The organism is Mycobacterium sp. NGS62 (assembly GCF_059812285.1).
The window spans coordinates 26,159-52,195 of the sequence record NZ_JCALCK010000012.1; the positions used below are offsets into that span (position 1 = coordinate 26,159).

A 26,037-nucleotide genomic window follows, 5' to 3' on the forward strand; every position below is an offset into this window, starting at 1 on the left:
AGTAGCAGCAAGTTTGTGCCCGGCGTGGCGCTAGTACGTCGCGGCCCTGCTGAGCAGCATGTCGACGCAGTAGTCAATGAACTGCTCGCGGCTGGCCGCCAGGCGCCCGTCCAGGTAGGCGGTGAACAGTGCGGTCAGGCCGCCGATCAAGCTGGTGGCCACCATGTGCTGGCGGATGGGATCGCCGATTTGGGTCAGCTTGCGCTGCAGCAAGTCGATGAAGCTGGGCATCCATTCCGCGCCGGAGCGGGTCAGCACGGGCTCGACTCCGGGCGCCAACAGCAGGACCCGCCCGCGCACCGGGTCGTCGACCATCAGTGCAACAAATCTCTCAACCGCCTCCCGCGGTGTGCCCGCTGACATCAGTGTCGACATCGCGCGCGTGCAGACGTCGTCGTAAACCGCGCGTACGAACTCGTCACGGTCGGCGAAACTTTCGTAGAAGTAGCGTTCGGTGAGCCCGGCTTCGCGGCATACCGCCCGCACGGTCAGGGCGGGACCGCCTTCTTCGCCGAGCAGCTGCACGCCGGCGCCGACGAGGTTGTCGCGGCGCAGCGCCTGCCGATCCTCTAGAGGGACACCGGACCAGCGGCCCCGTCGTTGACCCGACGACACAGCACTCCTAAACTGGATAGTGACAACGCATGTAGTCAGGTTGACTGACGACCGACAGGAACCTCACCAGTGACTCAAGATACTTCTGAGGCGCACCCGCTGACCAGCGAAGGCGGGTCCGATGAAGTGGCCAGCGGCTGCCCGGTGTCGCCATTGGGATACGACGCGCCGCCGATGCCCCTCGGACCCGACTCGCTGACGTGGAAATACTTCGGCGATTGGCGCGGCATGCTGCAGGGCCCGTGGGCCGGTTCCATGCAAAACATGCACCCACAGCTGGGCGCCGCCGTCGAAGACCACTCGACGTTCTTCCGGGAGCGCTGGCCGCGGCTGCTGCGGTCGCTCTACCCGATCGGCGGCGTCGTGTTCGACGGCGACCGCGCCCCGACGACCGGCGCCGAGGTCCGCGACTACCACACCGACATCAAGGGCACCGACGCGCAGGGCCGCCGCTATCACGCGCTGAATCCCGACGTCTTCTACTGGGCGCACTCCACCTTCTTCGTCGGCACATTGCACGTGGCCGAGCGGTTCTGCGGCGGCATCACCGAGGCGCAGAAGCGCCAGCTATTCGACGAGCACGTCGAGTGGTACCGGATGTACGGCATGAGCATGCGCCCAGTGCCGAAGAGCTGGGAGGAGTTTCAGGCCTACTGGGACCACATGTGCCGCGAGGTGCTGGAGAACAATTGGGCGGCGCGCCAAGTTCTCGATCTCACGGTGCTGCCCAAACCGCCCTTTGCGCAGTGGATTCCAAATTGGTTGTGGCGGTTACAACGAAAACTGATGGCGCCGTTCTTCGTCTGGTTGACGGTCGGCCTCTACGATCCGCCGGTGCGCGAGCTGATGGGCTACAACTGGACGCGCCGCGACGAATGGCTACATCGCCGGCTCGGCGACGTCGTGCGATTGGTCTTCGCCGTGGTGCCCCCGCGTTACCGCAAGCATCCACGGGCTCGCGCCGGGTGGGACCGCGCCACCGGTCGCATCCCGGCCGAGACACCGCTGGTGCACACGCCCGCGCGTAACCTGCCCCCGCTGGACGAGCGCGGCAACCCAAAGCACTACTGCCCCAACGTGTGACGCGCGCCCTTTAGTGGGTGTGGCTGTGTGCTTCCTCTAGGCCGGACTGATGCACGTGCTGGTGAGAGTGCTCGGTGCCGTCGTCGTGGCTATGAGCGTGGTCGTGCTCGACATGCTCATGCTCGTGGCTGGTGTGCTCGTGCGTGTGAGCGACGCCGTCGTGTTCGTGCTCGTGGGCGTGCGGCGTTTCGTGTGGGTGGGTGTGGTGCGACATGATCCTCATCTCCTTTGTTGTGCTGTCGCTTTGGCAACCACCTGCAGCCCCGCATCGGAGCGGTGGTGCGGTGGAACCCCTGGGCCGGCGTGCTCGGCGTTGAAGACGGCGTCAGTGACCAACTGGCAGATGTGTTCGTTTTCCATGCTGTAGAAAATCGTGGTCCCTTCGCGGCGGGTGCGCACCAGTCGCGCCATCCGCAACTTCGCGAGGTGCTGGGAGACCGAAGGCGCCGGTTTGCCGACATGCTCGGCGAGCTCATTGACCGACATCTCGCGTTCGGTAAGTGCCCAAAGCACCTGGACCCGGGTGGCGTCAGCCAACATCCGAAACACCTCGACCACCAGACTGGCCTGATCGTCCGGCAATCGAGGTGCCTTGCTATCTGCATGCATACGCAAATAATAGCGCAGCCGGATGCGTGGCTGTCAAGAAGCGTGCTTGTCTCCGTTGCGTTCGCGCCAGAACCGATAGACGTCCACCGCAGCGTCACTGGGCTGGTGGCGCGTCGGCAGACGGCGTTGCTCCCAGGGCTTGGCGAACTCGTCGTAGAAGGTGGCGAGCTCGAAGTACTTGCGGTCGTCGACGTAGTACGGCTCGTATTCGTCGCGCGACGTCAGGAAGACCACCTGATCGGGTGAGCAGTAATACAACGCGCCGAGGCACATCGGGCACGGGTGGGCCAGCACGTAGATGGTGGTACCGACGAGGTTCTCGGTGCCCAGTCGCATACATGCCTGCCGGATGGCGAGGACCTCCGCGTGGGCGGTCGGGTCGTGAGTCTGGGCCACCTGGTTGGCGCTCTCGGCGAGGATCTCGCCGTCTTTGACGATGACCGTCGCGAATGGTCGGCCACCTTCGGCGACGTTCTGGCGAGCCAGCTCGATGGTCCGTTGGGCAAAGTCCATGGCCCAGCCTAGCTCCGGCGCCTCCGCGAATAACTAGCTGATCTATATTAATGAAAAACGAGATAGGAGCATGCCGATGCGTTCCGATAGCGACAGCTGGGGTCTGGCGTCGAGCGTCGGGGCGACAGCGACGATGGTCGCCGCTCAGCGCGCGCTGGCCGCTGCTGGGCCGGAGCCGCTGATCGATGACCCGTTCGCCGCGCCGCTGGTGCGGGCTGTCGGCATCGATGTCTACACCCGGCTGGTCAACAACGAGATTCCCGTCGAGGCGGACTCCGAATTCGATCCGGACCGGATGGCTCGGGGGATGGGGGTCCGGACTCGGTTCTACGACCAGTTCTTTCTCGACGCGGCGAAAACTGGTGTCCGCCAAGCGGTCATCCTGGCGGCCGGTTTGGATGCTCGGGCTTATCGCTTGCCCTGGCCAGCCGGCACGGTGGTCTACGAGGTCGATCTGCCCGAGGTGATCGAGTTCAAGACCGCAACACTGAGCGGCCTCGGCGCCGAGCCGACCGCCGAGCGGCGCACTGTTGCCATCGACCTGCGCGACGACTGGCCGGCGGCGCTACGCGCGGCCGGGTTCGACGTCGATTCGCCCTCGGCGTGGAGCGCCGAGGGGCTCGTGGTGTACCTGCCGCCCGACGCCCAGGATGCGCTGTTCGACAACATCACCGCGCTGAGTTCTGGCGGTAGCCGGCTGGCCTGTGAATTCGTCCCGGACACCCGCATTTTCAGCGACGAACGGTGGCGTAGTCATCACGAGCGGATGAGTGAGCTCGGCTTTGACATCGACTTTAACGACTTGGTCTACCACTTCGAGCGCAGCCACATCATCGACCACCTGACGCGACACGATTGGCAGGTGACGCATCGCAGCGTCGCACAACTGCACGCAGACAACGGCTTCGTCTACCCCGACGACGAGGTCGCTGCGGCATTCGCCGACGTGACTTACCTCAGCGCTGTGCGTTAACGGCTGGGATCGCTTCGCCAGAATACTTGTTATACTAACTAAGTATTCTGATAGTGCGGAGGATGATATGGCACGTACCGATGGTGACTCTTGGGATCTGGCATCCAGTGTGGGAGCGACGGCCACGGCTGTCGCTGCGCAGCGGGCAGTGGCCAGCAAACGACCTGACCCGCTGATCAATGACCCATTCGCCGAGTCATTGGTCGAGGCGGTGGGCGTGGAGTTCTTCACTAAATTCGCGCGCGGAGAACTGGCCAGCACCGACATCGAGGATCCAGCTCTGGACTTCGATCGCCTGTCCGAAAACCTGGCGGTGCGCACCAAGTACTTCGACGACTTCTTCGCCGACGCGACGGCCGCAGGGATCCGGCAGGTGGTGATCTTGGCATCGGGCCTTGACGCGCGCGCCTACCGGTTGCCGTGGCCTGACGGCACAACAGTGTTCGAGGTCGACCAGCCGCAAGTGATCGAGTTCAAGACTCGGACACTTGCCGAGTTGGGTGTACGTCCGTCGTCGGATCGTCGTCCGGTGGCCATCGACTTGCGCGACGACTGGCCAACCGCGCTGCAGGGCGCGGGCTTTCGCCCGGATCGGCCCACCGCATGGCTCACCGAGGGGCTTTTGGGTTACCTGCCGCCGGAGGCGCAGGATCGACTCCTGGACAACATCACGCGGCTCAGTGCTCGCGGCAGCCGGCTGGGTACCGAGACCGTCGACAACCTCACCGACGCACAGCGGGAACGCACCACGGAACTGGCTGAACGGTGGCGCCATTACGGCTACGACCTAGAGATGACGGACCTTCTGTACTTCGGCGACCGTAATGAGACAGCCGCCTACTTGACTCACCGCGGCTGGCAGACGGTCGGCAGCAGTAACCCCGATCTCTTCGTCGAGTACGGGTTACAGCCGCTGGGCGACGGCGAAATGCCATTCGGCGATGTCGGCTACATCCGCGCGGCACTGAATTAGTGCAGCCGAGGCAGGACCTGGGTGCGGTAGAAGTCGATCGCCGTTTTCGGGTCCTGCTGAGGAAAGTGCATGAACGGTGTCGTGCCGGTGTCAAGAACCGCCTGCACCGCTTTGATGTGGGCGGCTGGGTCGGTGCCGGTGGTCCAGCCGTCGATCACTTTGTCCAGCGGATTGGCTTGGGCCGCCTGTTGGATGTCGACGGGGTTGGGCTGGTCGACGGCGCCGCCGGTGAACCGCCAGAGCTCGGCGGCGCGGTTAATTTCGTCCTGACCGCCGACCACGGCGAACATCTCACCCCGCTTGGTCAGGGTGGCGGGATCGCGGCCGGAGTCTTTGGCTCCCTGATTGAACGCGGCCACCAGCTTCGGTTCTGTCATGCTGTCGGCTTGCGCGATCCAGCCGTCGCCGTACTGACCGGCCAGGCGCGCGCTTTTCGGGCCGCCTGCAGCGACAAAGATGGGCGGCGGCGACGGCGGCAGGTCGTAAATCTTGAGCTGATTGGTCTGAAAGTAACGGCCCTGAAACGAGATTCGTTCGCCGCTCCATAGCTGGCGGATGAGCTGGATAGCCTCGATCAATCGGTCGTGGCGCTCACGATAGGAGCCGAACTGTGTGGTGGCGGCTTGCTCGTTGAGGCGTTCACCCGTGCCGAGGCCGAGAAAGACTCGGCCGGGGTAGAGCACCGCTAGCGAGGCGAAGGCGTGCGCCACCGTCGTCGGGTGAAAGCGATAGATCGGACACGTCACGCCGGTGCCGAACGGCACATGCTGTGTCTGCTGGCCTACCAACGCCAGCGTGATCCACGGGAACATGGCGTGGCCCTCGTTGTCCTGCCACGGCTGGATGTGGTCGCTGGCCCACAGGTAACGGAACCCGGCCTGCTCGGCCGCTTGCGCCTGGTCGACGAGCTGGGCGGTGGTGAACTGCTCGTGCGACAAGACGAAGCCCACCCCTGGTCCGGAGGCCGGCGGCGGTGGGCTGGCCGGTGTGGTGGCGGGCTTCGAGCCACAGGCGGCTGCCATACCGGTGGCACTGATGCCTGCCGCGAGCAGTCCGAAGGTGCGCCGTGACATTCCTCTCATGGGGCGGGGAGTACCCGGAATGCATGAGGTCGCAGTGCGTGTGTCAAAGATCAACCGAAACCGCTGTCAAGGATCAGCCGAAACATCCCCCGGCATCAGCCGAGGTCATCCGAGACCGTGGTGCCCCCACTAGGACTCGAACCTAGGACCTGCGGATTAAAAGTCCGTAGCTCTACCAACTGAGCTATAGGGGCTGCGACGGACAGGATACTGCGTCCGTCGGCGGGGCTCGTTTGAGGATTGGGTCTGCGGTGGCCTAAGCTGGCTTGGCTCACAACGGAACCATGTTGCGAGTACCCCGGAGAGATTCGGTTCTGGCCCCCTTCGTCTAGCGGCCTAGGACGCCGCCCTTTCAAGGCGGTAGCGCGGGTTCGAATCCCGTAGGGGGTACCGCGACGCGGCGACGCGGAGCAGGCAGTGCAACAAGGCCCTGTGGCGCAGTTGGTTAGCGCGCCGCCCTGTCACGGCGGAGGTCGCGGGTTCGAGTCCCGTCAGGGTCGCCATTCACGGCGAGGCACACGGTGCCTTCCGGCCAGGTAGCTCAGTCGGTACGAGCGTCCGCCTGAAAAGCGGAAGGTCGCCGGTTCGATCCCGGCCCTGGCCACTTTAGGAAACGTACGCAAGTTGGTCTTTTCGTGTCGTGTCAGCTCGTCTTCGATCGTGGATTGCCTACGCAGTGGGCCTACTATGGCCAATCGTCTTTGGTCGGCCCAGCCGTCTCGCCGGTGACTCGCAATAGCGAGTCAACTGCATCCGCGACAGCATCCAATTGGAGCCGTAGAGACGGCAGGAAAGTGTGTGAAGAGAGCAACTCAGCGCAAACCGAGAAAGTGAGGTCAAGCGCCTTTGGTTGATGACAAGACGGCCCGCCTGCAATCAGAAATCAATCGCCTCGCGGGGGCGCTGAACGCTGAACCAGTCGAGGTCGGCGTTCTTTTGAAGAATGACGACTTGAACATTTTCATCGACGATGACGGAAGGTATCACTACAGCTACTGGGAGCGTGGCAAGCCGAACTTCGACCGAGTCGGCGAGATCGACGACGTTCTCTACTGGTTCGCTGAGGGCATCACTTTTAACATCGGCTGTTCATACTCTGCCCAGTACAGCGCCCAAAACGAGGAATTCCGCGTCCTGATGTGGGCCAAACAATATGAACTGCTCAATCAACTTGAACCGCGCTGGGCTAAGCGCTGCGTGCGTGAAATGGCTGCCAAGCTACGAGGTTGGGGCAAAAGCGAAGATGTAGGATTGCTGCCAGATATCCCTGAACGCAACAGCTAACGGTGTCCTTCCGTGTCAATGTGTAAAATCAAAAAGCTACAAGCGGCATTTCGAAGATTCATATGCACACGGGTCGGCTTGGGGACACGCTACCGCGGGCCCGTGTGTGCGAATATCACAGCGCTTCGCCAATGTCGGGAAGTAAGGCAATGTCCTCCGCTTGGCTGTATTTGCGGAACATGGCCGCAGTCTCTCGGACATTTCTCTTTGCCCAATCGATGCTCAAATGGCTCAGCACTTGATACTCATATATAAAACGTTCTGCGCGGTCACCTATTTGCTTGGCGGCTTGACGTGTTACGATGCTTTCACAGTACCAGTAAAGAAGATCATCGAGGCTGCCCGCTCTGTCGAATCCGATTTTCCCTCTCTCGTAGAAAGTAAAGTGGTAGCCGTCGTCGGCGACGAAAATATTGAGGCCGTCATTCGTCCGCAATCCGACAGGCATAGGGCGTACTCCCAGCTTCTCCGACAGCCGGTCGACCTGGATTTGAAGTTCCCGGGTTTTATCGTCCAAGGGGCGGTCCATACTCATCAAGTACTCCTAGTCTTACTAATTCCCACACAGTTGGTTGGGTGCCGTCGGGCGCAGTGATCATGTATTGCGTGGCTCCGGGTGATGGCGTCTGCCCGTAGAAGGGCTCCACCGGTCCCTCCACGATTTGCCAGCCCGGAGGCAATGGCTTTCCAGTCACCATGTACCGGTTGTAGTCCCCCCCAACCGACTCTGGCGCTAAGGAGCGATCCGCGAAAGGGGTGCCATCGGGTGCAAGATAGCGGCCGTACTCGGACCCGAACCGGTCGATGATGGCACCCTCAGGCAACTGGGCGGGCTGAGGGACATACCCTGGCGGAAACCCATCATTCAAAGGGTAACTGCGCATTTCCGAGGTGCCGAAGTGGGACGCAAAGTCGTCCCACGGCATTCCACCCGTAGGCTCCCAGCCCCGCACGACGGCTAAGGGTGCACCGCCCTCTGTGACCGTTTCTGCCGGAAGTCCTGCTTCAACAGCTGCGCCCTCGCCACCGAACAGCAAGCCGGGCAGGGCGAAGGCACCGTCGGAGGCTTTGGCGCCCAAATAGTAGGCGGGACTCGGTGAGTCCAACGCGCTTTTGAATTCCTCGGCCGCCGCACCAATCGGGTTTCGGACTGTCTCGGCAGTGCCTTTAAGCATCTGCTCCCATGACTCGAGGACGCCCGGTGCGCCGGGTCCTCCTTGCCCGATGAGGTTTTTGATGCCTTGCTCGGTCGCCCGCCATCGGTCACCGAATCCTTCGCCGAATCCAGGCGGCGGCGGGCGTTGCGGCTCGGGGGCAACGTAGTTGGGCATGCCGTTGTCGATCCACTGCTGGGTTCGCGCCACAATCGCGTCCAGGCGTGCCTCGATCTGATCGGGTGGCACACCGTCGCGGGCCATGCTTTGGCGAGCCATGGCCTTGAATCTCTCCGCGTCGGCGGGTGTGAGCTGAGGCGCCGGCGCGCCAGAAGCCCCAGGTTGGTGAAGCCGGCTCAGCAGGTCGGGCAGGCTGCCAGCGGGCGGTTGTTGGTTGGCAGGCTGACCCCTTCCCAACATGAGGTCTTCCAGCGTCGGCGGCTTGCCCGTGGGGTCGGCAGTCGGGCCTGCAGGTGTGGCACCGCCCGGCCCGGCGCCGGGGGGTAACAGCCATGTCTTGCCATGTCCGTGGCTTGCCTCCTGGCGGATCTGCGGCGGTATCAGGAGCCTGCATCCCGGTGGCTGCCCTCAGCACAGCCGCCAAATCGCTATTGGTTTTCTCAGCGGTGGCCAGCAGCGCGGCGATCTTGCGTTGCAGTTCTTCGACTTTGGCTTTGACCTTCTGGATATCGGCGTCGGCCCACCCGCTGGTGTCCGGCGGGGTCACGGTGCTGTTTGTGGTGTCGATGTGCACCGCCGGCGCGGCCGCCGCCTCGGCGAAGATGTCGGCGAGTTCTTTTTTGACCCCTGTGGCTTCCTGATAGGCGTGCCCAGCGCCAGCCCACACCCGAAACGCGCTTTGCGCTGAGAGCTCCATTTTGGTGCTGCTCTTGGTCATCGCATCCTGGGCGGTCGCGCCGGCGTCACCATGCCAGGTAGCAAAGACCGGCAGATTAGCGATGTTTTGCGCGGCTTCCCGGCTGTGCCGTGCCCGTGCCGCCGCAGCGTCGCCCAACTCGTGGATCTGTTCGGGGTCCCACTCCTGCAGATCGGCGAGCGTCAAACCCACCCGTCAGATACCCATTCGTTTGGCTACCCTCGAGGCGGCAGCGTCAATGTTTGCGGCCTCGTCGGTGTCGGTGGTTTCATATTCGGCGCCTGCCATCCGCAAATTCTCGGCGTGCTCGCACAGTTCACGGTGCTGGCCGGTGCTTTCCTCCTGCCAGTGCGCGGCCAACTCTGCCAGTGCCGCCGCGCTGTCTCCGATAAACCCGGCCTGGGCAGCAGCGATGCGCTGATGCGCTGCCGCGTGTCCCGTCATGAAATCCCCGGCATTCGCGTCAACCTGCTCACCCGCAAAACGCACATCCACCGGGTCCACCCGCAAATTCTCGCCCACCACGCTCACCCGATCTTTCACACAGCCACATCCGACCGGTCTGGGCAAAAGTTTACCGCCGCGCGAGCAAGCCCCAATGCGCCAAAAACTCAGGCTGGCCAGCTTCCATCAAATCCACGTCCCTGCAGGCAGCAGGTGACACCGCGTTCACTATTCGCTCGATAATCGAGGACAATTCCGACCATGTGGGCCATTCGCCGGTTCCTGGCGGGACTGCTCGTCATGGCGAGCGCCATCTGCTGGCCGGCATCGGCCCGCGCCGACGTGCCCCCGGTGAGCGCCAAGGCGCAGGCGGCGGGATTCGTCGACGTTCGCAGCGTCGTTCCGGACGCGGTCATCGACCTGCGATATGCGACACCCAACAATTTCACCGGAATGCCGTTGTATCCCGCCAACGCGCGCTGCCTGGTGCATGAATCCATGGCACCGGGCCTTGCTGCCGCGGCGAATGCGCTGCGTACGCAAGGCGCCGTCCTGGCCTTTTGGGACTGCTACCGGCCGCACGAGGTTCAGGTCAGGATGTTTCAGGTGGTGCCCAAACCAGCGTGGGTGGCGCGGCCCGGCCGGTATGCACACAGCCACGAAGCGGGACGCTCGGTCGATGTGACGCTCGCCGGCACGCAATGCCGACAAGCCTGCCTGGTCGATATGGGCACCGATTTCGACGACTTCACTCCTCGTGCTCACGCATTCGCCACCGACAGTGTCAGCACCACCGCGCAGACAAACCGGGCCCGGCTTCGTGATGCGATGAGCATCGGTGGGCTGCAGGTGTATTCGGGCGAGTGGTGGCATTTCGACGGTCCCGGGTCGACCGTCGACCACCCGATCCTTGACGTCCCCGTCAACTAAAAGCTAGGAGCTGCACGGTGAATCGCTACACCCATGGCCATCATGAGTCGGTGCTGCGTTCCCATCGGCAGCGCACCGCCGAGAATTCGGCAGGTTACCTCTTACCGCATCTGCAACCAGGGATGTCGATGCTGGACATTGGCTGCGGACCAGGAACGATCACCGTCGACCTGGCCGCCCGCGTCGCACCGGGCCAGGTCACCGCCGTGGACATCACCGACGACGCGTTGGATGCCGCCCGCGCCGCGGCCCAGGCGCGCGGACTGTCGAACATTTCCTTTGCCACCGCTGACGTGCACGCACTCGAATTCGCTGATGCCACCTTCGATGTCGTGCATGCGCACCAGGTGCTGCAACACGTCGCCGATCCAGTTCTGGCACTGCGAGAGATGCGCAGGGTGTGCGTGCCGGGTGGCTATGTCGCCGCGCGCGACGCCGACTACGCCGGATTCATCTGGCATCCGCAGGTTCCGGCGCTCGATCGGTGGCTGGATCTCTACGACCGCGCGGCCCGCGCCAACGGCGGCGAGCCTGACGCCGGCCGCCGGCTGTTGTCGTGGGCCAGAAAAGCGGGCTTCGACGACATCACACCCGGCGGCGGGATCTGGTGCTTTGCCACGCCCGAGGACCGCGACTGGTGGGGCGGCATGTGGGCCGACCGGATTGTGCAGTCGGCGCTGGCCGACCAGCTGGTGGACTCGGCGCTGGCCACGAGCGGAGAGCTCGCCGAGATCGCCTCCGCGTGGCGGGCCTGGGCAGGGGCGCCTGATGGTTGGTTGGCCATCCCGCACGGCGAGATTCTTTGTCGCGCATGACGATCGTCTGCGCCGGCTCAGTCCAGAAACAGGTCAGGAATCGGCTGGTCGCCGCCGCCGTAGCACGACAAGTCCTGCCCGCGCAGCACGTCGGCGTCGATGTAGCAGTTGCCCGTGGTCTGTTGAGCGGGACGGGAGAGGATCTCGACGGCCGCGTCGGCCATGATCTCCGGACTGCGCGACGAGGCCGCAAGCCGCTCGCCGTCAGCCATGTTCGCCACTGCCGCGGTCGCGATGTAGGTCTGCGGCCACAGACAATTGACCGCAATCTCGGCTTCGGCGAACTCGGCCGCCCAGCCCAGCGACAACAACGTCATCCCGTACTTCGACAGCGTGTAGGCGGGGTGTGCGCCCAGCCAGCGCGGGTTCATGTTCACCGGCGGCGAGATCGTCAGCACATGCGGGTTGGTGGCGGCACGCAGATGTGGCAGGCAGGCGCAGGTCAGCAGGAAGGTGCCGCGAATGTTGACCTCCTGCATCAGGTCGAACTTCTTGGCCGACAGGTCTTCGGTCGGTTCGGTAGCGATGGCGCTGGCGTTGTTCACGCAGACGTCCAGCCCGCCGAACCGGGCGACCGCGGCCTCGACCGCGCGCTGCACGTCTTCTTCCCGGCGCACGTCGCCGACCACGGCCAAAGCCTTGCCGCCGGCCGCCTCGATTTCAGCGGCTGCGGTGTGCACGGTGCCGGGCAGGCGGGGATGCGGTTGGTCGGTCTTGGCCAACAGCACCACATTGGCCCCTTGCTTGGCCGCGGCAATACCGATCGCCAGACCGATCCCACGGCTTGCGCCGGAGATCACCACCGTGCGGTCGTCAAAAGTACCCATCACTCTCCTTTGGCCTGGTCAACCATGCGGTATTGGCATTCTCTTTTTTGGCAAGTACGTTATCAGTCGATGGATAACCACACTGAGACCTCGTCCGGCATCCCGCTGGAACCCGTGTACGGGCCGGGGGACCGTCCTGTCGAGCCGCCGCCACCGGGCACCTATCCATTCACCCGCGGCAATTTCGCCAGCGGTTACCGCGGCAAGCTGTGGACTTTCCGTCAGTACTCCGGGTTCGGCACCGTCGAGGCGTCCAACCGCCGCTACCGCTACCTGCTGGACCAAGGCGGAACCGGCCTGTCGGTAGCGCTTGATCTGCCCACCCAATGCGGCTTCGACTCCGACGACCCCGAAGTGGGCGAGGAGGTCGGTCGGGTCGGCGTGGCGATCGACACCCTCGCCGACGCCGAGATCCTGTTCGACGGCATTCCGCTGGACAAGATCAGCACCAGCTTCACCATCAACGGCACCGCTGCGATCCTGCTGGCGTTCTACGTGGCGGCCGCCGAGCGCAAGGGTGTACCCCGGGCCAAACTCACCGGGACCATCCAGAACGACATCCTCAAGGAATACGCATCCCGCGGAACGTGGATCTGGCCGCCGGAACCGTCGCTGCGGCTGATCGCCGACACCATCGAGTTTTGCGCGTCCGAAGTGCCCAAGTTCAACGCGATCTCGGTGGCCGGCGCGCATTTCCGCGACGCCGGAGCCAACGCGGTGCAGGAGATGGCGTTCACGCTGGCCGATGGCGTCACCTATTGCGACACCGTGGTGGAGCGCGGCCGGATGACCATCGACCAGTTCGCCCCGCAGATCTCGTTCTTTTTCTACACCCATGGCGACTTCTTCGAAGAGATCGCCAAATACCGTGCCGGACGGCGTCGTTGGGCGACCATCGTGCGAGAACGCTACGGCGCCACCACCGACAAGGCGTCGATGTTCCGGTTCGGCTGCGTGTGTGGTGGCGCGTCGCTGTATGCACCGCAGGCGCAGAACAACCTGGTGCGGGTGGCCTACGAGGCGATGGCCGCCGTGCTCGGCGGTGTGCAGTCGATGTTCACCGCGGCCTGGGACGAGCCGTTTGCGCTGCCCAGCGAGGAGTCCACCACGCTGGCGCTGCGCACCCAGCAGATCCTGGCCCACGAAACCGGTGTCGCCCGGGTCGCCGATCCGCTGGGCGGCTCCTACTTCGTCGAAGCGCTCACCGACGCCACCGAGGCCCGCATCATCGAAATCATGCACGACCTCGAACAGCACGGCGGAATGGTGCGTGCCATCGAAGACGGCTACCTGCAAGGCCTGATCGCCGACGAGGCCTACCAGATGCACCAGGACATCGAGGCGGGCACTCGCCCGATTGTCGGGGTCAACCGGTTCGTCTCCGAAGAGCCGGCGCCCGAGATCGTCACGTACGAACTCGACGCCGAGGGACGCGATCTTCAGCTCAAGCGGTTGTCCAAGGTGCGGGCCGAAAGAGATTCGGCCACAGTGGAAGCCAGCCTCGCCGCCTTGTCTCGTGCCGCCGAAGGAACCGATAATCTCATGCACAAGCTGATCGACTGCGCCAATGCCTACTGCACCGTCGGCGAGATGGTTTCCGCGCTCAAAGCGGTGTGGGGCGAATTCGAGCAACCGGTGGTGTTCTGAATGGCAGCACGAGTTTTGGTGGCCAAACCCGGCCTGGACGGACACGATCGCGGCGCCAAGATCGTCGCCCGCACCCTGCGCGATGCGGGCTTCGAGGTGATCTACACCGGGATCCGGCAGCGCATCGAGGACATCGCGTCGATCGCCGTGCAGGAAGACGTAGCCGTGGTCGGGCTGAGCATCCTGTCCGGTGCGCATGTCGCGCTGACCACCCGAACGATCGAAGCGTTGCGTGCCTCCGACGCCGCCGACATTGCCGTCGTCGTCGGCGGGACGATCCCGGAGGCCGACGTGCCCAAACTGCTGGCCGCCGGTGCCGCGGCGGTCTTTCCGACTGGAACAGCGTTGGAGGTGCTGGTGCGAGAGATCCGCCAGCTCACCGGCGTCCCCGAACCGACCGTGGAGGAACCGTGCGTCTCGGAGTAATGATCGGCGCCGAGCGCGGCGACTCGGCCCGCAAGGTCACCAAGTTGCTCGCCGATATCGAGTGGGCCGAGAACGTCGGCATGGATACCGCCTGGATCCCCCAGGTGCCCAACGACTTCGACGCGCTGACCGCGGTGGCGCTGATGGCCACCCGCACCACCCGCATCGAACTCGGCACCGCCGTCGTGCCGTTGCAGGCGCAGCACCCGATTGCTCTGGCGCGCCAGGCGTTATCGGTGCACGCCGCCACCGGCGGAAGGTTGGCCCTTGGGGTCGGCCCCTCGCATCACTGGATCATCCGGGACATGCTCGGCCTGCCCTACGAGCGGCCGGCCGGCTTCACCCGCGACTACTTGGAGGTGCTCGCGGCCGCATTCGGAGGGCCCGGGCCGGTCGATGTCGACAACCAGAGTTTCTCCGTGCACAATCCGCTGGATCTGGCCGCGGTGTCGCCGCTGCCGGTGCTGGTCGCCGCCCTCGGCCCGGTGATGTTGACCCTTGCCGGGGAGCGGACCGACGGCACCGTGCTGTGGATGGCCGACGAGCGAGCCGTCGCCGAGCATGTCGTGCCGCGTATCACCAAGGCTGCCGACAACGCCGGGCGGCCCGCACCGCGGATCGTCGCCGGTATACCGGTGTGCCTGTGTGCGCCAAACGAAGTCGACGCAGCACGGGAGCGCGCCAATCGGATCCTCGGAGAGGCCGAGGTGTCGCCGAACTATCAGCGGCTGCTGGATTACGGCGACGCCAAAGACGTCGGTGACATCTGCGCCGCCGGCGACGAGGAGGCCATCCTGGCGCGATTCCGTCGGTTCGCCGAGGCCGGCGTGACGGATCTGTCGGTGCGGTTGCTGCCCATCGGTGACAACCGTGACGAGCTCGTCGCGTCCAAACGGCGCACCCGCGAAGTCATCGCGGCACTGGGCGCCGAACTGCGATGACGGGACCACTGGCCGGTATCCGAATCCTCGAGGTCGGCACCATGCTGGCCGGCCCGTACGCCACCATGCTGCTGGCCGATCTCGGTGCGCAGGTCACCAAGGTCGAGCCGCCGGGCGGAGAGATCTCACGGCAAGTCAGTGACAGCTATTTCGCCAGCCTCAACCGCAACAAGGCCAGCATCTGTCTGGACCTGAACTCGCACGAGGGCCAAGTCAAGCTGGGCGAGCTCGTGGCCGAATCCCATGCGCTGCTGGTCAATCTGAAGCCATCGGCGATCCGCCGGCTGGGCCTGACCTATGAATCGTTGCGCCGTTTCAACGAACAAATCGTCTGTGTGGCGATCACCGGCTTCGGGCTGCACGGCGGCGACGACCCGGCGTTCGACTACGTCGTCCAAGCAGCCACCGGAGTCGCGGCGCTGACCGGCGACCCGGATGGCCCGCCCACGCTGCCCGGCTACTCTTCGGCGGACAACTCCACGGGAATGAGTGCTGCGCTAGGGCTGCTCGCGCACATCATCTCCGGCCGCGGCGGCCAGGTCGACGTGTCATTGCGTGACGTGATGCTCTCTCAGCTCAACTACCACGCGTCCGCCTATCTCAACGACGGTGTCGAGCCTCAGCGGCGAGCCTTCGGCGCACACTCGTATTATGTTCCGGCCCAGATGTTTCCGACCGCCGACGGTTATCTTGCATTGTTCATCACCCACGATGGTTTTTGGAAGGCGTTCGCCGGTGAAGCGAACATCGAGGGCTTCGAAGCGATGGCCGAGCGGGTGACGCGCGCCGAGGAGGTGCGCGCCATCGTCACCGAAGCTCTGGCGATCGACACCGCTGCCAATTGGGAAACGCGGCTGCGGCCACTCGGCGTGCCGGCCGCAGCGGTGCGAACATTGCCCGACGCGCTGAAGGCGACACCCGAGATCATCGTCACCGCAGGCGATTTCCGTCTGGTTGGTAACCCGGTTCACATTGACGGCTATCAGCCGGACTATCGGCCGCCACCGGACCTGGACGACTCCGGTCGGTCCGCGGGGCGGTGAGGTAGAGCTCGGCTGCCTTGCGGAAGGCTGACACCAAGCGGCTGCGGTCACCGGCACGGCTTGCCAACACGACGTGGCTGGGTTCGACACCCTCCAGCGGAATCGTGGTGATGTCTGGGCGAATGGAGTTGGCGTACACGCCCGCCGAGATAACCACAGCTTGCCCGGACGCGATCAACTCGAACTTGTCCTCCAGCGCATCAATGAACGGTCCGTCGGGTGCCCGTCGCCCATCCGGTCGAGGCTCGGCGCGCCAGAATGCACTCCACGTCGGGTCGGAGTCGCGCATCCGCGGCATCGGCTCGTCGACGATATCGTCGAGAGTGACGGATTCCTTGCCGGCCAAGCGATGATCCAACGGGACCATCAGCACCCGAGGCTCGTCGTAGAGGATCGTCACGTGCAACCGGTCGGTAGGGAACGGCAGCCGGGCCACCACCGCGTCCACCCGATGATCGAGCAACGCCGCACGCGGCTGATCCCAATCCAGGTGTACGGCACGCACATCCGCATCGGGATGCTGGCGGCGCAATTCGCGCGTCGCCGGCGTAACGATCAGACCCGGCGTATAGCCGATCGTGATGCGGCTGGGCTGGGCAGCGGCCCGGGCCTGCGCCGCGGCCTGCCCGGCCGACCGCAACAGCGCTTTGGCCCGCGGCAGAAAAGCCTCGCCGGCTTCAGTGAGGCGGCTGCCCTGCGGAGTGCGGTCCAGCAGTCGGGCGCCAATCTGCTGTTCCAGACGCCGGATCTGCCGGCTCAACGACGGCTGCGCCACGCGCAGGGCGGCGGCGGCGCGGCCGAAATGCCGATGGTCGGCCACCGCCACGAAGTACCGCACCAGGCGCAGGTCGAGGTCGGCCGTCGGCGACTCGGACATACCCAAAGCGTACCGTCGCCTTACCGGGCCATCGGTAGTCAAGGCATCGGTGAGCTGTGGTGATACCAGAATTGCATTGAGCGATACGAGACAGATCTTAGACACCGGATCCGAGCGGCTGCAGGGTGGACTCACCAGTTGAAGTGACCATAGGGGAGTGCATCATGCGTGTCTTTGTCACCGGCGCGACGGGATTCATCGGCTCTGCCGTCGTCCGGGAACTCATCGAGGCGGGCCACCAGGTTGTCGGCCTTGCCCGCTCGGAAACGGCCGCGACGTCATTGACGGCAGCCGGCGCCGAGGTGCACCGCGGCGCCCTCGACGACTTGGAGAGTTTGCGAGCCGGCGCCACTGCGGCCGACGGCGTAATCCACACCGCGTTCATTCACGACTTCTCCGATTACGCGGGTGGCGCGCAGGCGGATCGGCGCGCCATCGAAACGATGGGCCAGGCGCTCGTCGGATCCGATCGCCCGTTCGTCGTCGCGTCCGGAATCGCCGTTTCCGCGCCAGGCCGTTTTGGGACCGAAGACGACGACGCTGACCCGAGTTTTCCCCGCGCCTCCGAAGAAGCCCTGTCGTTTGCCGGTCGCGGCGTGCGGGTTTCGGCGGTGCGGCTACCACCGTCGGTACACGGCAAGGGCGATCATGGCTTTGTCCCGCTGCTCATCGACACCGCCCGCGCCAAGGGTTTCTCGGCCTACCCCGGCGACGGATCCAACCGCTGGCCGGCCGTGCACCGACTCGACGCCGCCCATCTGTTCCGGCTCGCGCTGGAGGATGCTCCCGCCGGGGCGCGGCTACATGGAGTTGGAGAAGAGGGCATACCAGTTCGCGATATCGCCCAGGCCATCGGCAGGAATCTGCGGCTTCCGGTGAATCCCATTGCCGCAGAGCAGATTTTCGAGCACTCCGGCTTCGTCGGTGGCATCTTCGCGATGGATATTCCGGCCTCGAGCACACTGACTCAACAGCAATTGGATTGGCACCCGGTACAACCGGGGCTCATCGCAGACCTGGACAAGGGCCACTACTTCGCCGACGACTGACCCGGCGCGTCAGTAGGCCCGGGTTGGTGCAATCAGAACAGCGGTGCGACGCTCCTCGCGCATCACCCGGTCGTAGGTGTCCCAGTCGTCGTGCGTTCCGCCAGCGGCGGTGAATATTTCGCGGAGCAATAGTCGCAGCCGCTCCTCGTCGAGGTCCGGGTGTGGGTCGTCCGGGCCGATCAGCTCGGCCGAGCCTTCCACGGCGGCCCACTGCCAGCCGGATTTGGCGACGACCGTGGCGCGCGGATCGGCGCGGAGGTTGGCGAGCTTGCGGGAGCCCCCGATGGCCACCAGCCCGACGACCGGCACGCCGGTCAGCGGGTGCGGCAACACACCGGCATTCACCACCGAGGACTGAATACTGCCGTCCCGGCGCACGGTGCTGAACACACACAGCCCCTGATCACCTGACAGGTGATTCGCGAAATTCGAAAGCTCGGCCATGAGCTTGCGACGCTACTCGTAATGCACCGTCACCGACGGGGTGTCAGGTATGCCCTGGCACGTCAGAACGTAGCCGTCGGCCACCTCGTCCGGCTCGAGCGCATCGTTGACCAGCATGGTCGCACTGCCTTCGCTCAGTCGTGCCATGCAGGTTCCGCAGTTGCCTGCCTCGCAGCTGAAAGGCGGTGCCAGGCCGGCCCGGCGGGCGCTTTCCAGCAGGGTTTCGCCGGGGACTCGCGGCACCGTCACCTTCTTGCGTTCGAGGTGAATCGTGATCGTGCCGTCGGCCGCCGCGCCGTCGACCGGTGGCGCTGCAGGCGGCTTTACCGTTGGTGCCGCGTCGAAGTCCTCGACGAACAGCTGTCCCGGGCCGGGCAGGGCGGAGCGCACTACGGTCATGAAGCCCTCGGGGCCACAGACATAGTTGTCGGCGTCGACGGCGTCGGCAATGAAATCCCGGACCGCGGTCGCGTCGATCAGCCCTTGCTCGTTATCGAGATGCCGCACAACCGCCAGCCGACCGGGGTAACGCTCGACAAGCTCGTCCATCGCCGCGTCGAAAATCACCGACGCCCGGTCCCGGTCCGCGCACAGCACCCGCACCGGGCGGTCCGTGGTCGCCAGCGCGCTCTTGGCCAGCGACAGGATTGGGGTGACGCCGCTACCGCCGGCGAAAGCCAGCAATGGCACGGAGCTGTTACCCAGACAGAAGATTCCCGCGGCTCGGGTCATGGTCAGCTCGTCGCCCTCGGAGACGTTATCCACCAGCCAGTTGGACACCTTGCCGCCCGGCACCCGTTTGACCGTGGTCATCAGCTCGGCATCGGTCTCTGGGGCACTGGACATCGAGTAGGACCGATAAAGGTCCTCGCCGTCGACAGCCACCCGAAACGTGCAGAATTGCCCCGCACGGTAACGAAAGGGCTGGTCATTCGGCGCCAGCACGAAGGTGCGGGCATCGGCGGTCTCCTTCACGATCCGGGTCACCGTCGCCCGATGAAACGCGTGCAGCTCCGCCATAGCCACCCCCTTCCGTACTTGCGTTCTTCAGTATAGAGAATACTATTCTCTCAAAGCGATAGCTTCTTCTCAATCCGTCGAGGGGCAAGGGTGACCGGACCGACCGCGCTCGCGTTCGAGGAGCGGCAGTACACCTTGCCGCAACTGGATGCGCTGGCCGACGGCCTGGCGGCGACGCTGAGCAAGCAAGGGGTCACCGCCGGCGGCCGGGTCGCTCTGATGTCGTCCAACCGACCCGAATTCGTCGTCGCGGTGCATGCCATCTGGCGGTTGGCTGCGACGCCGGTGCTGATCAGCCCGGCCTGGAAGCGCGACGAGGTCGAGCACGCGTTAGCTCTGACGAGCCCTGGGCACGCTGTGGGTGATCAGCCGGTGCTGTCGGAACTGATGCCAATGCTGCACCTCGACGAACCGATCACCCCCGGATCGCCGGTGCGGGCGTCACCGCGGGCCGAGACCGATGCACTACTGGTGTTCAGTTCGGGCACCACCGGTCTGCCCAAAGCCGTGCGGCATACCCATGCATCGCTGCGCGCCGCAGTCGGGCACTGGCGCGATGCGCTCGGGATGACCGCGCGTGATCGAATCCAGGTCACCACACCGCCGTCGCACATTCTTGGTCTGCTCAACATCGTGACCGCGTTGCAGACCGGCGTCTGGCTGCGGTTGCATCGCCGGTTCGACATCGACGCGATGCTGGCCCACATCGAGGCCGACCGCATCACTATCGAGATGGCGGTCGCGCCCATCGCGCTGTCGCTGGCCACGCACCCGCGCTTGGAGTCCTATGACCTCTCGTCGCTGCGGTTCATCATGTGGGGCGCCACGCCAGTCAGCGAGAGTGTCGCCGAAGGCCTCACGCGCCGCACCGGCATTGGCTGGGTTCCTGCCTACGGCACCACCGAATTGCCGGTCATCGCCTGCAATCCGATTGAGGGCGCCCAGCTCGATTCGGTCGGAAAGCCGGTACCCGGCGTCGACGTGCGGGTGGTCTCGATGCAGACCGGGGAACCGCTCGGCCCGGAAGAAGTCGGTGAGATCCAGGCGCGCTCGGCGTCGCTGATGGCCGGCTACCTGCCGCGCGCCGCTACCGCAGAGGCATGCTGCGACGGCTGGTATCGCACCGGAGACGTCGGATGTCTCGACAGCGCGGGCTGGCTGCGGATCACCGACCGATCCAAAGAGATGATCAAGGTGCGTGGTTTCCAGGTCGCACCCGCCGAAATCGAAGCTGTGCTACACGGTCATCCCGCGGTCAAAGACTGCGCGGTGTTCGGCGTTCCCGACGGGCGCGACGGGGAAGCGGTGATCGCCGCCGTCGCAACGCACATCCCCGTTGATGCAACGGAGCTCAGCGCGCGAGTCGATGAGCGGCTGGCGTCCTACAAACGGCTGAGCAAGGTGGTGTTCGTGAACGATATCCCGCGGCTGCCGTCGGGCAAGGTGCTGCGTCGAACGCTGAAGGAGCGGTATGGATGTACGTCTGACAGCTGAACAACAACAACTGCGGGATGCCGCCGCCAAACTGGCCGACGACCTCGGTCCCGGATCGGTGCAAAGCCTGACCGACCAAGACCGGATCACGCGGCTGGACAAGCAGATCGCGGCGACGGGGTGGCGCGCGCTGCGGTCGGACGGGGCCACCGCGGTCGAAGTCGCCGTCGTCGCAGAGGAATTCGGCCGCGGACTGGTCGATGCGCCGTTTCTGGGGCCGGTGCTGGCCGACGAGCTTGCTCGACACGTCGATTCAGATAGCCGCGGCGCGACAATAGCCCTCGGAGAGTATGCAACCGACGCACGCGGGTACCAGCGCGCGTTGACTCTGCGTGATACGACGGTGTCGGCCGTCGATCTGGGTGGCGCTCGGGTGGGCGCGGACCTGACCAGAGTCAACGCCGAATTCTCCGGAATGCCAAATGTCATTGGCGAGGTTGCCGAAGACGTCGCGGCGCGCTGGCTGGCGCTGGCGCTGGCCACCACGTCGGCGGACCTGGTCGGAACGGCCCGCGGCGCGCACACGCTGGCCTGTGACTACGCGAAAATCCGTGAGCAGTACGGCAAACCGATCGGCTCCTATCAGGCGGTCGCTCATCTGTTAGCCGAAAGCCTGGCGCTGATCGAAGGTTCGGTGAGCGTGCTGCGCCACGCCGCGTGGGCGGTCGACGAACTTCCGCCCGCCGAGGCGATTCGGGCCGCCCGGGTGGCAAAGATCTACTGCGCACGCGCCGCGCGAACGGTATGTGAGACTTCGGTACAAGTACACGGCGGCATCGGCAATACCTGGGAATGCCTGGCGCACGTCTACTTGCGGCGCGCACTGACATCTGCGGGGCTGTGGCCCGTAAAGCTCGAGGAGGTCGACATTGGACTTTCGTGATTCGCCGGACGAAGCCGCGTTCCGGGGTCGGCTGCGAAGTTGGCTTGCGGTACATGCCAAGGAATTTACGAGCTCCGGCGACGAGTATTGGAGCCGGCAGGGGGAATGGCATCGTGCGCTCTACGAAGGTGGCTTTTTCGGGTTGTCGTGGCCGCGGCAACACGGCGGTCAGGAGCTGCCGCCGGTGTACGACGTCATCGTCGACGAGGAGCTGGCCCGCGCCGGGGCTCCGCCACGGCCCAGCCTGGGCTACCTGGTGGTCGGACTTGGACATCACGGCAGCGAGGAACTGCAGCAGCGCTTCCTGCCCGGCATGATCAACGGCACCGAACGCTGGTGTCAGGGATTCAGCGAGCCCGGCGCCGGCTCGGACCTCGCGTCGCTGAGCACGACCGCCACCCGCGACGGCGACAACTACGTGATACACGGGCACAAGATTTGGACCAGCTACTCCGACGTCGCCGACTGGTGTCTGCTGTTGGCCCGCACCGATCCGGCCGCCAAACGCCACCGCGGCTTGTCGGCGTTCGTGATCTCGATGAAACAGCCCGGCGTGCAACAACGTCCGCTCCAGATGATGAACGGCGTCACCACCGAGTTCGGCCAAGTGTTCTTCGACGGTGCGACGGTGCCCGCCGACCAGATGGTCGGCGCCCCCGGCGACGGATGGGCAATCGCCATGACAGTGGTCGGACACGAACGTGAACCGTCCACGCTCGGCTATGCGGCCCGCTACGGCAAGCTGGTGCGCCAGCTGGCGGCGCGCAGCGACGGTCCACCCAGCGACGAACTTGCCTGGGCGGCAGTGCAAACCGAGATGCTGACCCATCACGTTCGACGGCGGCTGTCTGAGCAGCTCGACGGAGTGTCGCACGGATCGGACGGGTCGCTGGACAAGCTGCTGATGACCTGGGTGGAGCAGTCGGTCGGCCACGCCGCACTGGCGGCCGGCGGGACCGAGGACGCCGACCTGCTCAGCGCCTATCTGTACAGCCGCGCGCAAAGCGTGATGGGCGGCACCTCGCAGATACAGAAGAACATCATCGCCTCACGAATCTTGGGATTGTAGGAGTGATCGCGAACGCGGGCGAAGCCCGGGTGAAGCGGGTCACGACCATCGAAGTAGGAGTGATCGCGAACGCGGGCGAAGCCCGGGTGAAGCGGGTCACGACCATCGAAGGAGTTTGACGTGTACGACATGCCAACCGAAATCGACGTCCGCGCAGAGGGCCCGCTGCGGATCATCACGCTGAATCGGCCCGATTCACTCAACTCGGTCAACGACGACCTGCACCACGGGCTGGCTAAGTTGTGGCAGCGGATGAGCGAAGATGTGTCGGCACGGGCCGCGGTGATAACCGGTGCCGGACGGGCGTTTTCGGCCGGCGGGGACTTCCACTACCTAGCTGAATTGGCCGGCGACGCCGACTTGCGCGCCAAAACCATCGCGGACGGACGTGACATCGTCTTGGGGATGGCGCGCTGCCGAATTCCGGTGGTAGCGGCGGTCAATGGGCCGGCCGTCGGCCTCGGCTGCAGCCTGGTCGCATTGTCCGACATCGTCTATATCGCCGAAGACGCCTACCTGGCCGATCCACACGTACAGGTCGGGCTGGTGGCCGCCGATGGGGGACCGCTGACCTGGCCCCTGCACATCAGCCTGCTGTTGGCCAAGGAGTACGCGCTGACCGGCGCTCGCATCTCCGCGTCGCGTGCCGTCGAACTCGGGCTGGCCAACCACATTGCCGACGATCCGGTCGCGGAGGCGGTGGCCGCCGCCAAAAAGATCATGGAGCTGCCGCAGCAAGCGGTCGAAAGCACCAAACGGGTGCTCAACGTGCACCTCGAGCGTGCGGTGCTGGCCACCCTGGACTTCGCGCTGACCGCCGAAAAAGAGTCCTTCCAAACCGAGGATTTCCGCTCGATCGTCACCAAACTGACCACCGGCAAAAACTGACCCCGCTTGTCGAATTGGAGAAAAGCTGTGCATGAAGCTGTCATCGTGTCCGCGCTGCGGACGCCCATCGGTACCGCCCGCAAGGGCACCCTGCGCGACACCACCGCATACGAGCTGGCACACCACGTGGTTGCCGAAGCCGCGGCGGACGTGGACACCGCCCAGCTCGACGACGTGATCCTGGGCGAAGGTCTCTACGGCGGAGGGGTATTGGCCCGCCACGCGGCCGTGACCGCAGGGTTGCCCTCCGTGCCGGGACTGGCCCAGAACCGCCATTGCGCGGCCGGCCAGGCCGCGGTGCAAAGCGCGGCGGCCAGCGTGCGAGCCGGAATGGACCAGCTGATCATCGCGGGCGGGGTGAACTCCGCCTCGACGTCGCCGCGGTCGCGCTTGCAGGTTGACGGCGAATGGGTCGACTGGTTCCCACCGACGCACCCGAACCGGCCGGACGCGCCGAACATGGACATGTCGATCACCGTCGGCTGGAATGCCGCGGTGACGGCGGGCGTGAGCCGCGAGGAGATGGACGCCTGGGCGCTACGGTCGCACCGCAATGCGATCGCCGCAATCGACGAGGGCCGGTTCAAAGACGAAATCGTCCCGATCGAGACACCGCACGGGCTGTTCGACGTCGACGAGCATCCCCGTCGGGACACCACGATCGAGAAGCTGGCCGCGCTCAAGCCGCTGCACCCCGAGATCGAGGGCTTCTCGATCACAGCCGGCAATGCCTGCGGTGCCAACGACGGCGCTGCGGTGCTGACCATCGCCAGCGACCGGTTGGGTTTGCCTGCGCTCGCGACCGTCCGCGCCTGGGCATCGGTCGGCGTCGACCCCGCCGCCACCGGCCTAGCGCCGGTTGAAGCCATCCCCAAAGCTCTTGCCCGCGCACACCTTTCGCTATCCGACGTGGACCTGTTCGAAATCAACGAGGCATTCGCGTCGATGTGCGTGGCCACCATCAAACTGCTCGATCTGGACCCCGACCGGGTCAACGTCAGCGGCAGCGGCTGCTCGTTAGGGCATCCGGTCGCGGCCACCGGGGCCCGGATGCTCGTCACGCTGGTGCACGAATTGCGGCGGCGCGGCGGCGGTTTCGGGGTCGCGGCGATGTGCGCGGGCGGTGGGATGGGTTCCGCCACGGTCATCGAGGTGCCGGCGCCATAAAATCTTGGAGATGAACATCGCCGAGCTGATCGCCGCCGCGCGGAATGGATCTCCCCGCGCGGCCGGTCGACTACTCAGCCTGGTCGAGGGTGAGCGCCGGACCGAGGTGCTGGATAGCCTCGACCCGTCGGCGGTACACGTCGTCGGGATTACCGGGCCGCCGGGGGCGGGCAAGTCGACGACGATCGCGGTTCTCGTCGGCGGCTATCGCGAGCGGGGGTTGCGGGTGGCGGTGCTGGCCGTCGACCCGTCCTCGCCATTCAGCGGTGGTGCATTACTCGGTGACCGGATTCGAATGACCCGCCATATCAACGACTCCGAGGTGTTGATTCGTTCGCTGGCCACCCGCGGCCATCTGGGCGGACTGGCCGCCGCCGTTCCCGCGGCCATCCGGTTGCTCGGCGCACTGGCTTACGACGTGGTGCTCCTGGAAACCGTCGGGGTGGGGCAGTCCGAGATCGAAATCGCTGCGGTCGCCGACCCCACGATCGTCATCCTCAACCCAGGAGCCGGCGACGCCGTGCAGGCCGCCAAGGCGGGATTGTTGGAAGTCGCCGACATCGTGGTCGTCAACAAGGCCGATCGGGAGGGCGCCGAGCAGACGGTTCGCGATCTGCGCGCCGAGACCAAGGCGCCGATCCTCAGTTTCGTCGCCGCGAAGGGTGAAGGCCTGACGGAACTGATGGAGGCGATCGACGCCCATCACCGCAGCGACAGCCACGCTCGCCGGTTGGCCCGCGCCCGGGCGCAGATCCTGTCGCTGGCGCAAACCCGGCTGCGCATGCATCCGGATCTCGACCGGCTCGCGGAGTCGGTTGCCGATGGCCGCAACGATCCCTACTCCGCGGCCGAAGGACTGCTGTCCTGACGTGGTGTCACCCGCCCCAGCGTGAAGTTAGGTTCACGCTCG

At 65.2% G+C, this 26,037-nt stretch carries 28 protein-coding genes, 4 tRNA genes and 2 pseudogenes; 20 read left to right on the plus strand and 14 right to left on the minus strand.

The window, feature by feature from the left end; genetic code table 11:
- Positions 1-30: 30 nt before the first annotated feature.
- Positions 31-615, minus strand: a complete 585-nt coding sequence (locus AC5Y49_RS20820; protein ID WP_499890638.1) for a TetR/AcrR family transcriptional regulator — start codon at positions 613-615, stop codon at positions 31-33.
- 69 nt (positions 616-684) lie between these two features.
- On the opposite strand from AC5Y49_RS20820, the gene AC5Y49_RS20825 reads away from it, so the two are divergent.
- On the plus strand, positions 685-1,698 hold the full coding sequence (locus tag AC5Y49_RS20825; protein WP_499890642.1) for an oxygenase MpaB family protein: 1,014 nt from the start codon (positions 685-687) through the stop codon (positions 1,696-1,698).
- A gap of 10 nt (positions 1,699-1,708) precedes the next feature.
- Here the strand turns inward: AC5Y49_RS20825 and AC5Y49_RS20830 are convergent, their stop codons facing one another.
- The 3 genes from AC5Y49_RS20830 to AC5Y49_RS20840 are packed head-to-tail and all read right to left on the minus strand — an operon-like array spanning position 1,709 to position 2,820.
- Complete coding sequence (locus AC5Y49_RS20830) at positions 1,709-1,912, minus strand: zinc transporter Slc39a7 (protein ID WP_499890645.1); 204 nt, start codon at positions 1,910-1,912, stop codon at positions 1,709-1,711.
- Positions 1,913-1,917: 5 nt separating this feature from the next.
- Positions 1,918-2,307: an ArsR/SmtB family transcription factor gene (locus AC5Y49_RS20835; protein ID WP_499890649.1), complete on the minus strand. Its 390-nt coding sequence runs from the start codon at positions 2,305-2,307 to the stop codon at positions 1,918-1,920.
- A 33-nt stretch (positions 2,308-2,340) separates the two neighbouring features.
- Complete coding sequence (locus AC5Y49_RS20840; RefSeq protein ID WP_499890653.1) at positions 2,341-2,820, minus strand: nucleoside deaminase; 480 nt, start codon at positions 2,818-2,820, stop codon at positions 2,341-2,343.
- A 76-nt stretch (positions 2,821-2,896) separates the two neighbouring features.
- Between AC5Y49_RS20840 and AC5Y49_RS20845 the strand changes: the two genes are divergently transcribed.
- Together AC5Y49_RS20845 and AC5Y49_RS20850 are read left to right on the plus strand one after the other, a co-directional pair.
- Positions 2,897-3,793: an SAM-dependent methyltransferase gene (locus AC5Y49_RS20845; RefSeq protein ID WP_499890656.1), complete on the plus strand. Its 897-nt coding sequence runs from the start codon at positions 2,897-2,899 to the stop codon at positions 3,791-3,793.
- Positions 3,794-3,860: 67 nt separating this feature from the next.
- The gene (locus AC5Y49_RS20850; RefSeq protein WP_499890658.1) at positions 3,861-4,766 is read left to right on the plus strand and encodes a class I SAM-dependent methyltransferase; all 906 of its coding nucleotides are present in this window, start codon (positions 3,861-3,863) and stop codon (positions 4,764-4,766) included.
- Here the strand turns inward: AC5Y49_RS20850 and AC5Y49_RS20855 are convergent.
- Positions 4,763-5,848 carry a F420-dependent hydroxymycolic acid dehydrogenase gene (locus tag AC5Y49_RS20855; protein ID WP_499890661.1) on the minus strand — a complete coding sequence of 362 codons (1,086 nt, stop codon included), beginning with the start codon at positions 5,846-5,848 and terminating at the stop codon, positions 4,763-4,765. The two genes, AC5Y49_RS20850 and AC5Y49_RS20855, sit on opposite strands and share 4 nt — an antisense overlap.
- Positions 5,849-5,966: 118 nt before the next feature.
- Positions 5,967-6,042, minus strand: a tRNA-Lys gene (locus AC5Y49_RS20860).
- Positions 6,043-6,165: 123 nt separating this feature from the next.
- Here AC5Y49_RS20860 and AC5Y49_RS20865 point away from each other — a divergent pair.
- The 4 genes from AC5Y49_RS20865 to AC5Y49_RS20880 all read left to right on the plus strand — a co-directional run bounded on the left by AC5Y49_RS20865 (position 6,166) and on the right by AC5Y49_RS20880 (position 7,132).
- Positions 6,166-6,238, plus strand: a tRNA-Glu gene (locus tag AC5Y49_RS20865).
- A 36-nt stretch (positions 6,239-6,274) separates the two neighbouring features.
- Positions 6,275-6,351: transfer RNA gene (locus AC5Y49_RS20870), tRNA-Asp, on the plus strand.
- A gap of 27 nt (positions 6,352-6,378) precedes the next feature.
- Positions 6,379-6,452: transfer RNA gene (locus AC5Y49_RS20875), tRNA-Phe, on the plus strand.
- 242 nt (positions 6,453-6,694) lie between these two features.
- A complete protein-coding gene (locus AC5Y49_RS20880) occupies positions 6,695-7,132 on the plus strand; it encodes an Imm63 family immunity protein (protein ID WP_499890664.1) in 438 nt (145 codons plus the stop codon).
- Between the two features lie 115 nt (positions 7,133-7,247).
- Here AC5Y49_RS20880 and AC5Y49_RS20885 read toward each other — a convergent pair whose 3' ends face one another.
- The 4 genes and pseudogenes from AC5Y49_RS20885 to AC5Y49_RS20900 form a co-directional block, all read right to left on the minus strand.
- Positions 7,248-7,580, minus strand: a complete 333-nt coding sequence (locus AC5Y49_RS20885) for an Imm63 family immunity protein (protein WP_499890888.1) — start codon at positions 7,578-7,580, stop codon at positions 7,248-7,250.
- Between the two features lie 58 nt (positions 7,581-7,638).
- On the minus strand, positions 7,639-8,565 hold the full coding sequence (locus tag AC5Y49_RS20890; protein ID WP_499890667.1) for a TNT domain-containing protein: 927 nt from the start codon (positions 8,563-8,565) through the stop codon (positions 7,639-7,641).
- A gap of 241 nt (positions 8,566-8,806) precedes the next feature.
- Positions 8,807-9,184 (minus strand): annotated as a pseudogene (locus AC5Y49_RS20895) (hypothetical protein); the annotation flags it as partial.
- A gap of 174 nt (positions 9,185-9,358) precedes the next feature.
- Positions 9,359-9,706, minus strand: a complete 348-nt coding sequence (locus AC5Y49_RS20900; RefSeq protein ID WP_499890669.1) for a WXG100 family type VII secretion target — start codon at positions 9,704-9,706, stop codon at positions 9,359-9,361.
- 162 nt (positions 9,707-9,868) lie between these two features.
- On the opposite strand from AC5Y49_RS20900, the gene AC5Y49_RS20905 reads away from it, so the two are divergent.
- Positions 9,869-10,537: a M15 family metallopeptidase gene (locus tag AC5Y49_RS20905; RefSeq protein WP_499890671.1), complete on the plus strand. Its 669-nt coding sequence runs from the start codon at positions 9,869-9,871 to the stop codon at positions 10,535-10,537.
- Positions 10,538-10,554: 17 nt separating this feature from the next.
- Positions 10,555-11,352, plus strand: coding sequence for a methyltransferase domain-containing protein (locus AC5Y49_RS20910; RefSeq protein ID WP_499890672.1), 798 nt, complete (start codon positions 10,555-10,557; stop codon positions 11,350-11,352).
- 17 nt (positions 11,353-11,369) lie between these two features.
- On the opposite strand, the gene AC5Y49_RS20915 is transcribed toward AC5Y49_RS20910, so the two are convergent.
- Positions 11,370-12,179 (minus strand): SDR family oxidoreductase, encoded by an 810-nt coding sequence (locus AC5Y49_RS20915; RefSeq protein ID WP_499890673.1) that lies wholly within the window; start codon positions 12,177-12,179, stop codon positions 11,370-11,372.
- Between the two features lie 69 nt (positions 12,180-12,248).
- Between AC5Y49_RS20915 and AC5Y49_RS20920 the strand changes: the two genes are divergently transcribed.
- Genes AC5Y49_RS20920 through AC5Y49_RS20935 form a run of 4 tightly spaced genes read left to right on the plus strand, consistent with a single transcriptional unit; the run spans position 12,249 to position 16,236 of the window.
- Complete coding sequence (locus AC5Y49_RS20920) at positions 12,249-13,826, plus strand: methylmalonyl-CoA mutase family protein (RefSeq protein WP_499890674.1); 1,578 nt, start codon at positions 12,249-12,251, stop codon at positions 13,824-13,826.
- Positions 13,827-14,252 carry a cobalamin B12-binding domain-containing protein gene (locus tag AC5Y49_RS20925; protein WP_499890676.1) on the plus strand — a complete coding sequence of 142 codons (426 nt, stop codon included), beginning with the start codon at positions 13,827-13,829 and terminating at the stop codon, positions 14,250-14,252.
- Positions 14,237-15,193 carry an LLM class F420-dependent oxidoreductase gene (locus AC5Y49_RS20930; protein ID WP_499890678.1) on the plus strand — a complete coding sequence of 319 codons (957 nt, stop codon included), beginning with the start codon at positions 14,237-14,239 and terminating at the stop codon, positions 15,191-15,193. The genes AC5Y49_RS20925 and AC5Y49_RS20930 overlap by 16 nt, the downstream gene beginning before the upstream one ends.
- On the plus strand, positions 15,190-16,236 hold the full coding sequence (locus AC5Y49_RS20935; RefSeq protein ID WP_499890680.1) for a CaiB/BaiF CoA transferase family protein: 1,047 nt from the start codon (positions 15,190-15,192) through the stop codon (positions 16,234-16,236). Before AC5Y49_RS20930 ends, AC5Y49_RS20935 begins: the two co-directional genes overlap by 4 nt.
- Here AC5Y49_RS20935 and AC5Y49_RS20940 read toward each other — a convergent pair.
- Positions 16,226-17,113: pseudogene (locus tag AC5Y49_RS20940) on the minus strand (LysR family transcriptional regulator); the annotation flags it as partial. The gene AC5Y49_RS20935 and the pseudogene AC5Y49_RS20940 sit on opposite strands and share 11 nt — an antisense overlap.
- 164 nt (positions 17,114-17,277) lie before the next feature.
- Here AC5Y49_RS20940 and AC5Y49_RS20945 point away from each other — a divergent pair.
- A complete protein-coding gene (locus AC5Y49_RS20945; protein ID WP_499890681.1) occupies positions 17,278-18,162 on the plus strand; it encodes an SDR family oxidoreductase in 885 nt (294 codons plus the stop codon).
- A 9-nt stretch (positions 18,163-18,171) separates the two neighbouring features.
- Here AC5Y49_RS20945 and AC5Y49_RS20950 read toward each other — a convergent pair whose 3' ends face one another.
- Together AC5Y49_RS20950 and AC5Y49_RS20955 are read right to left on the minus strand one after the other, a co-directional pair.
- Positions 18,172-18,606 (minus strand): TIGR03618 family F420-dependent PPOX class oxidoreductase, encoded by a 435-nt coding sequence (locus AC5Y49_RS20950; protein ID WP_499890683.1) that lies wholly within the window; start codon positions 18,604-18,606, stop codon positions 18,172-18,174.
- 12 nt (positions 18,607-18,618) lie between these two features.
- The gene (locus tag AC5Y49_RS20955; protein WP_499890686.1) at positions 18,619-19,626 is read right to left on the minus strand and encodes a 2Fe-2S iron-sulfur cluster-binding protein; all 1,008 of its coding nucleotides are present in this window, start codon (positions 19,624-19,626) and stop codon (positions 18,619-18,621) included.
- 90 nt (positions 19,627-19,716) lie between these two features.
- Between AC5Y49_RS20955 and AC5Y49_RS20960 the strand changes: the two genes are divergently transcribed.
- The 6 genes from AC5Y49_RS20960 to meaB all read left to right on the plus strand — a co-directional run bounded on the left by AC5Y49_RS20960 (position 19,717) and on the right by meaB (position 25,995).
- Positions 19,717-21,120, plus strand: coding sequence for a class I adenylate-forming enzyme family protein (locus tag AC5Y49_RS20960; RefSeq protein ID WP_499890688.1), 1,404 nt, complete (start codon positions 19,717-19,719; stop codon positions 21,118-21,120).
- Positions 21,098-22,003, plus strand: a complete 906-nt coding sequence (locus tag AC5Y49_RS20965; protein WP_499890691.1) for an acyl-CoA dehydrogenase family protein — start codon at positions 21,098-21,100, stop codon at positions 22,001-22,003. The genes AC5Y49_RS20960 and AC5Y49_RS20965 overlap by 23 nt, the downstream gene beginning before the upstream one ends.
- Positions 21,990-23,072, plus strand: coding sequence for an acyl-CoA dehydrogenase family protein (locus tag AC5Y49_RS20970; RefSeq protein ID WP_499890694.1), 1,083 nt, complete (start codon positions 21,990-21,992; stop codon positions 23,070-23,072). The genes AC5Y49_RS20965 and AC5Y49_RS20970 overlap by 14 nt, the downstream gene beginning before the upstream one ends.
- A gap of 120 nt (positions 23,073-23,192) precedes the next feature.
- Entirely contained in the window at positions 23,193-23,960 is a 768-nt protein-coding gene (locus tag AC5Y49_RS20975) for an enoyl-CoA hydratase/isomerase family protein (protein WP_499890697.1), read from the plus strand.
- Between the two features lie 27 nt (positions 23,961-23,987).
- On the plus strand, positions 23,988-25,127 hold the full coding sequence (locus tag AC5Y49_RS20980; protein ID WP_499890700.1) for a thiolase family protein: 1,140 nt from the start codon (positions 23,988-23,990) through the stop codon (positions 25,125-25,127).
- A 10-nt stretch (positions 25,128-25,137) separates the two neighbouring features.
- Positions 25,138-25,995, plus strand: a complete 858-nt coding sequence (meaB, locus tag AC5Y49_RS20985; RefSeq protein WP_499890702.1) for a methylmalonyl Co-A mutase-associated GTPase MeaB — start codon at positions 25,138-25,140, stop codon at positions 25,993-25,995.
- Positions 25,996-26,037: the final 42 nt, after the last annotated feature.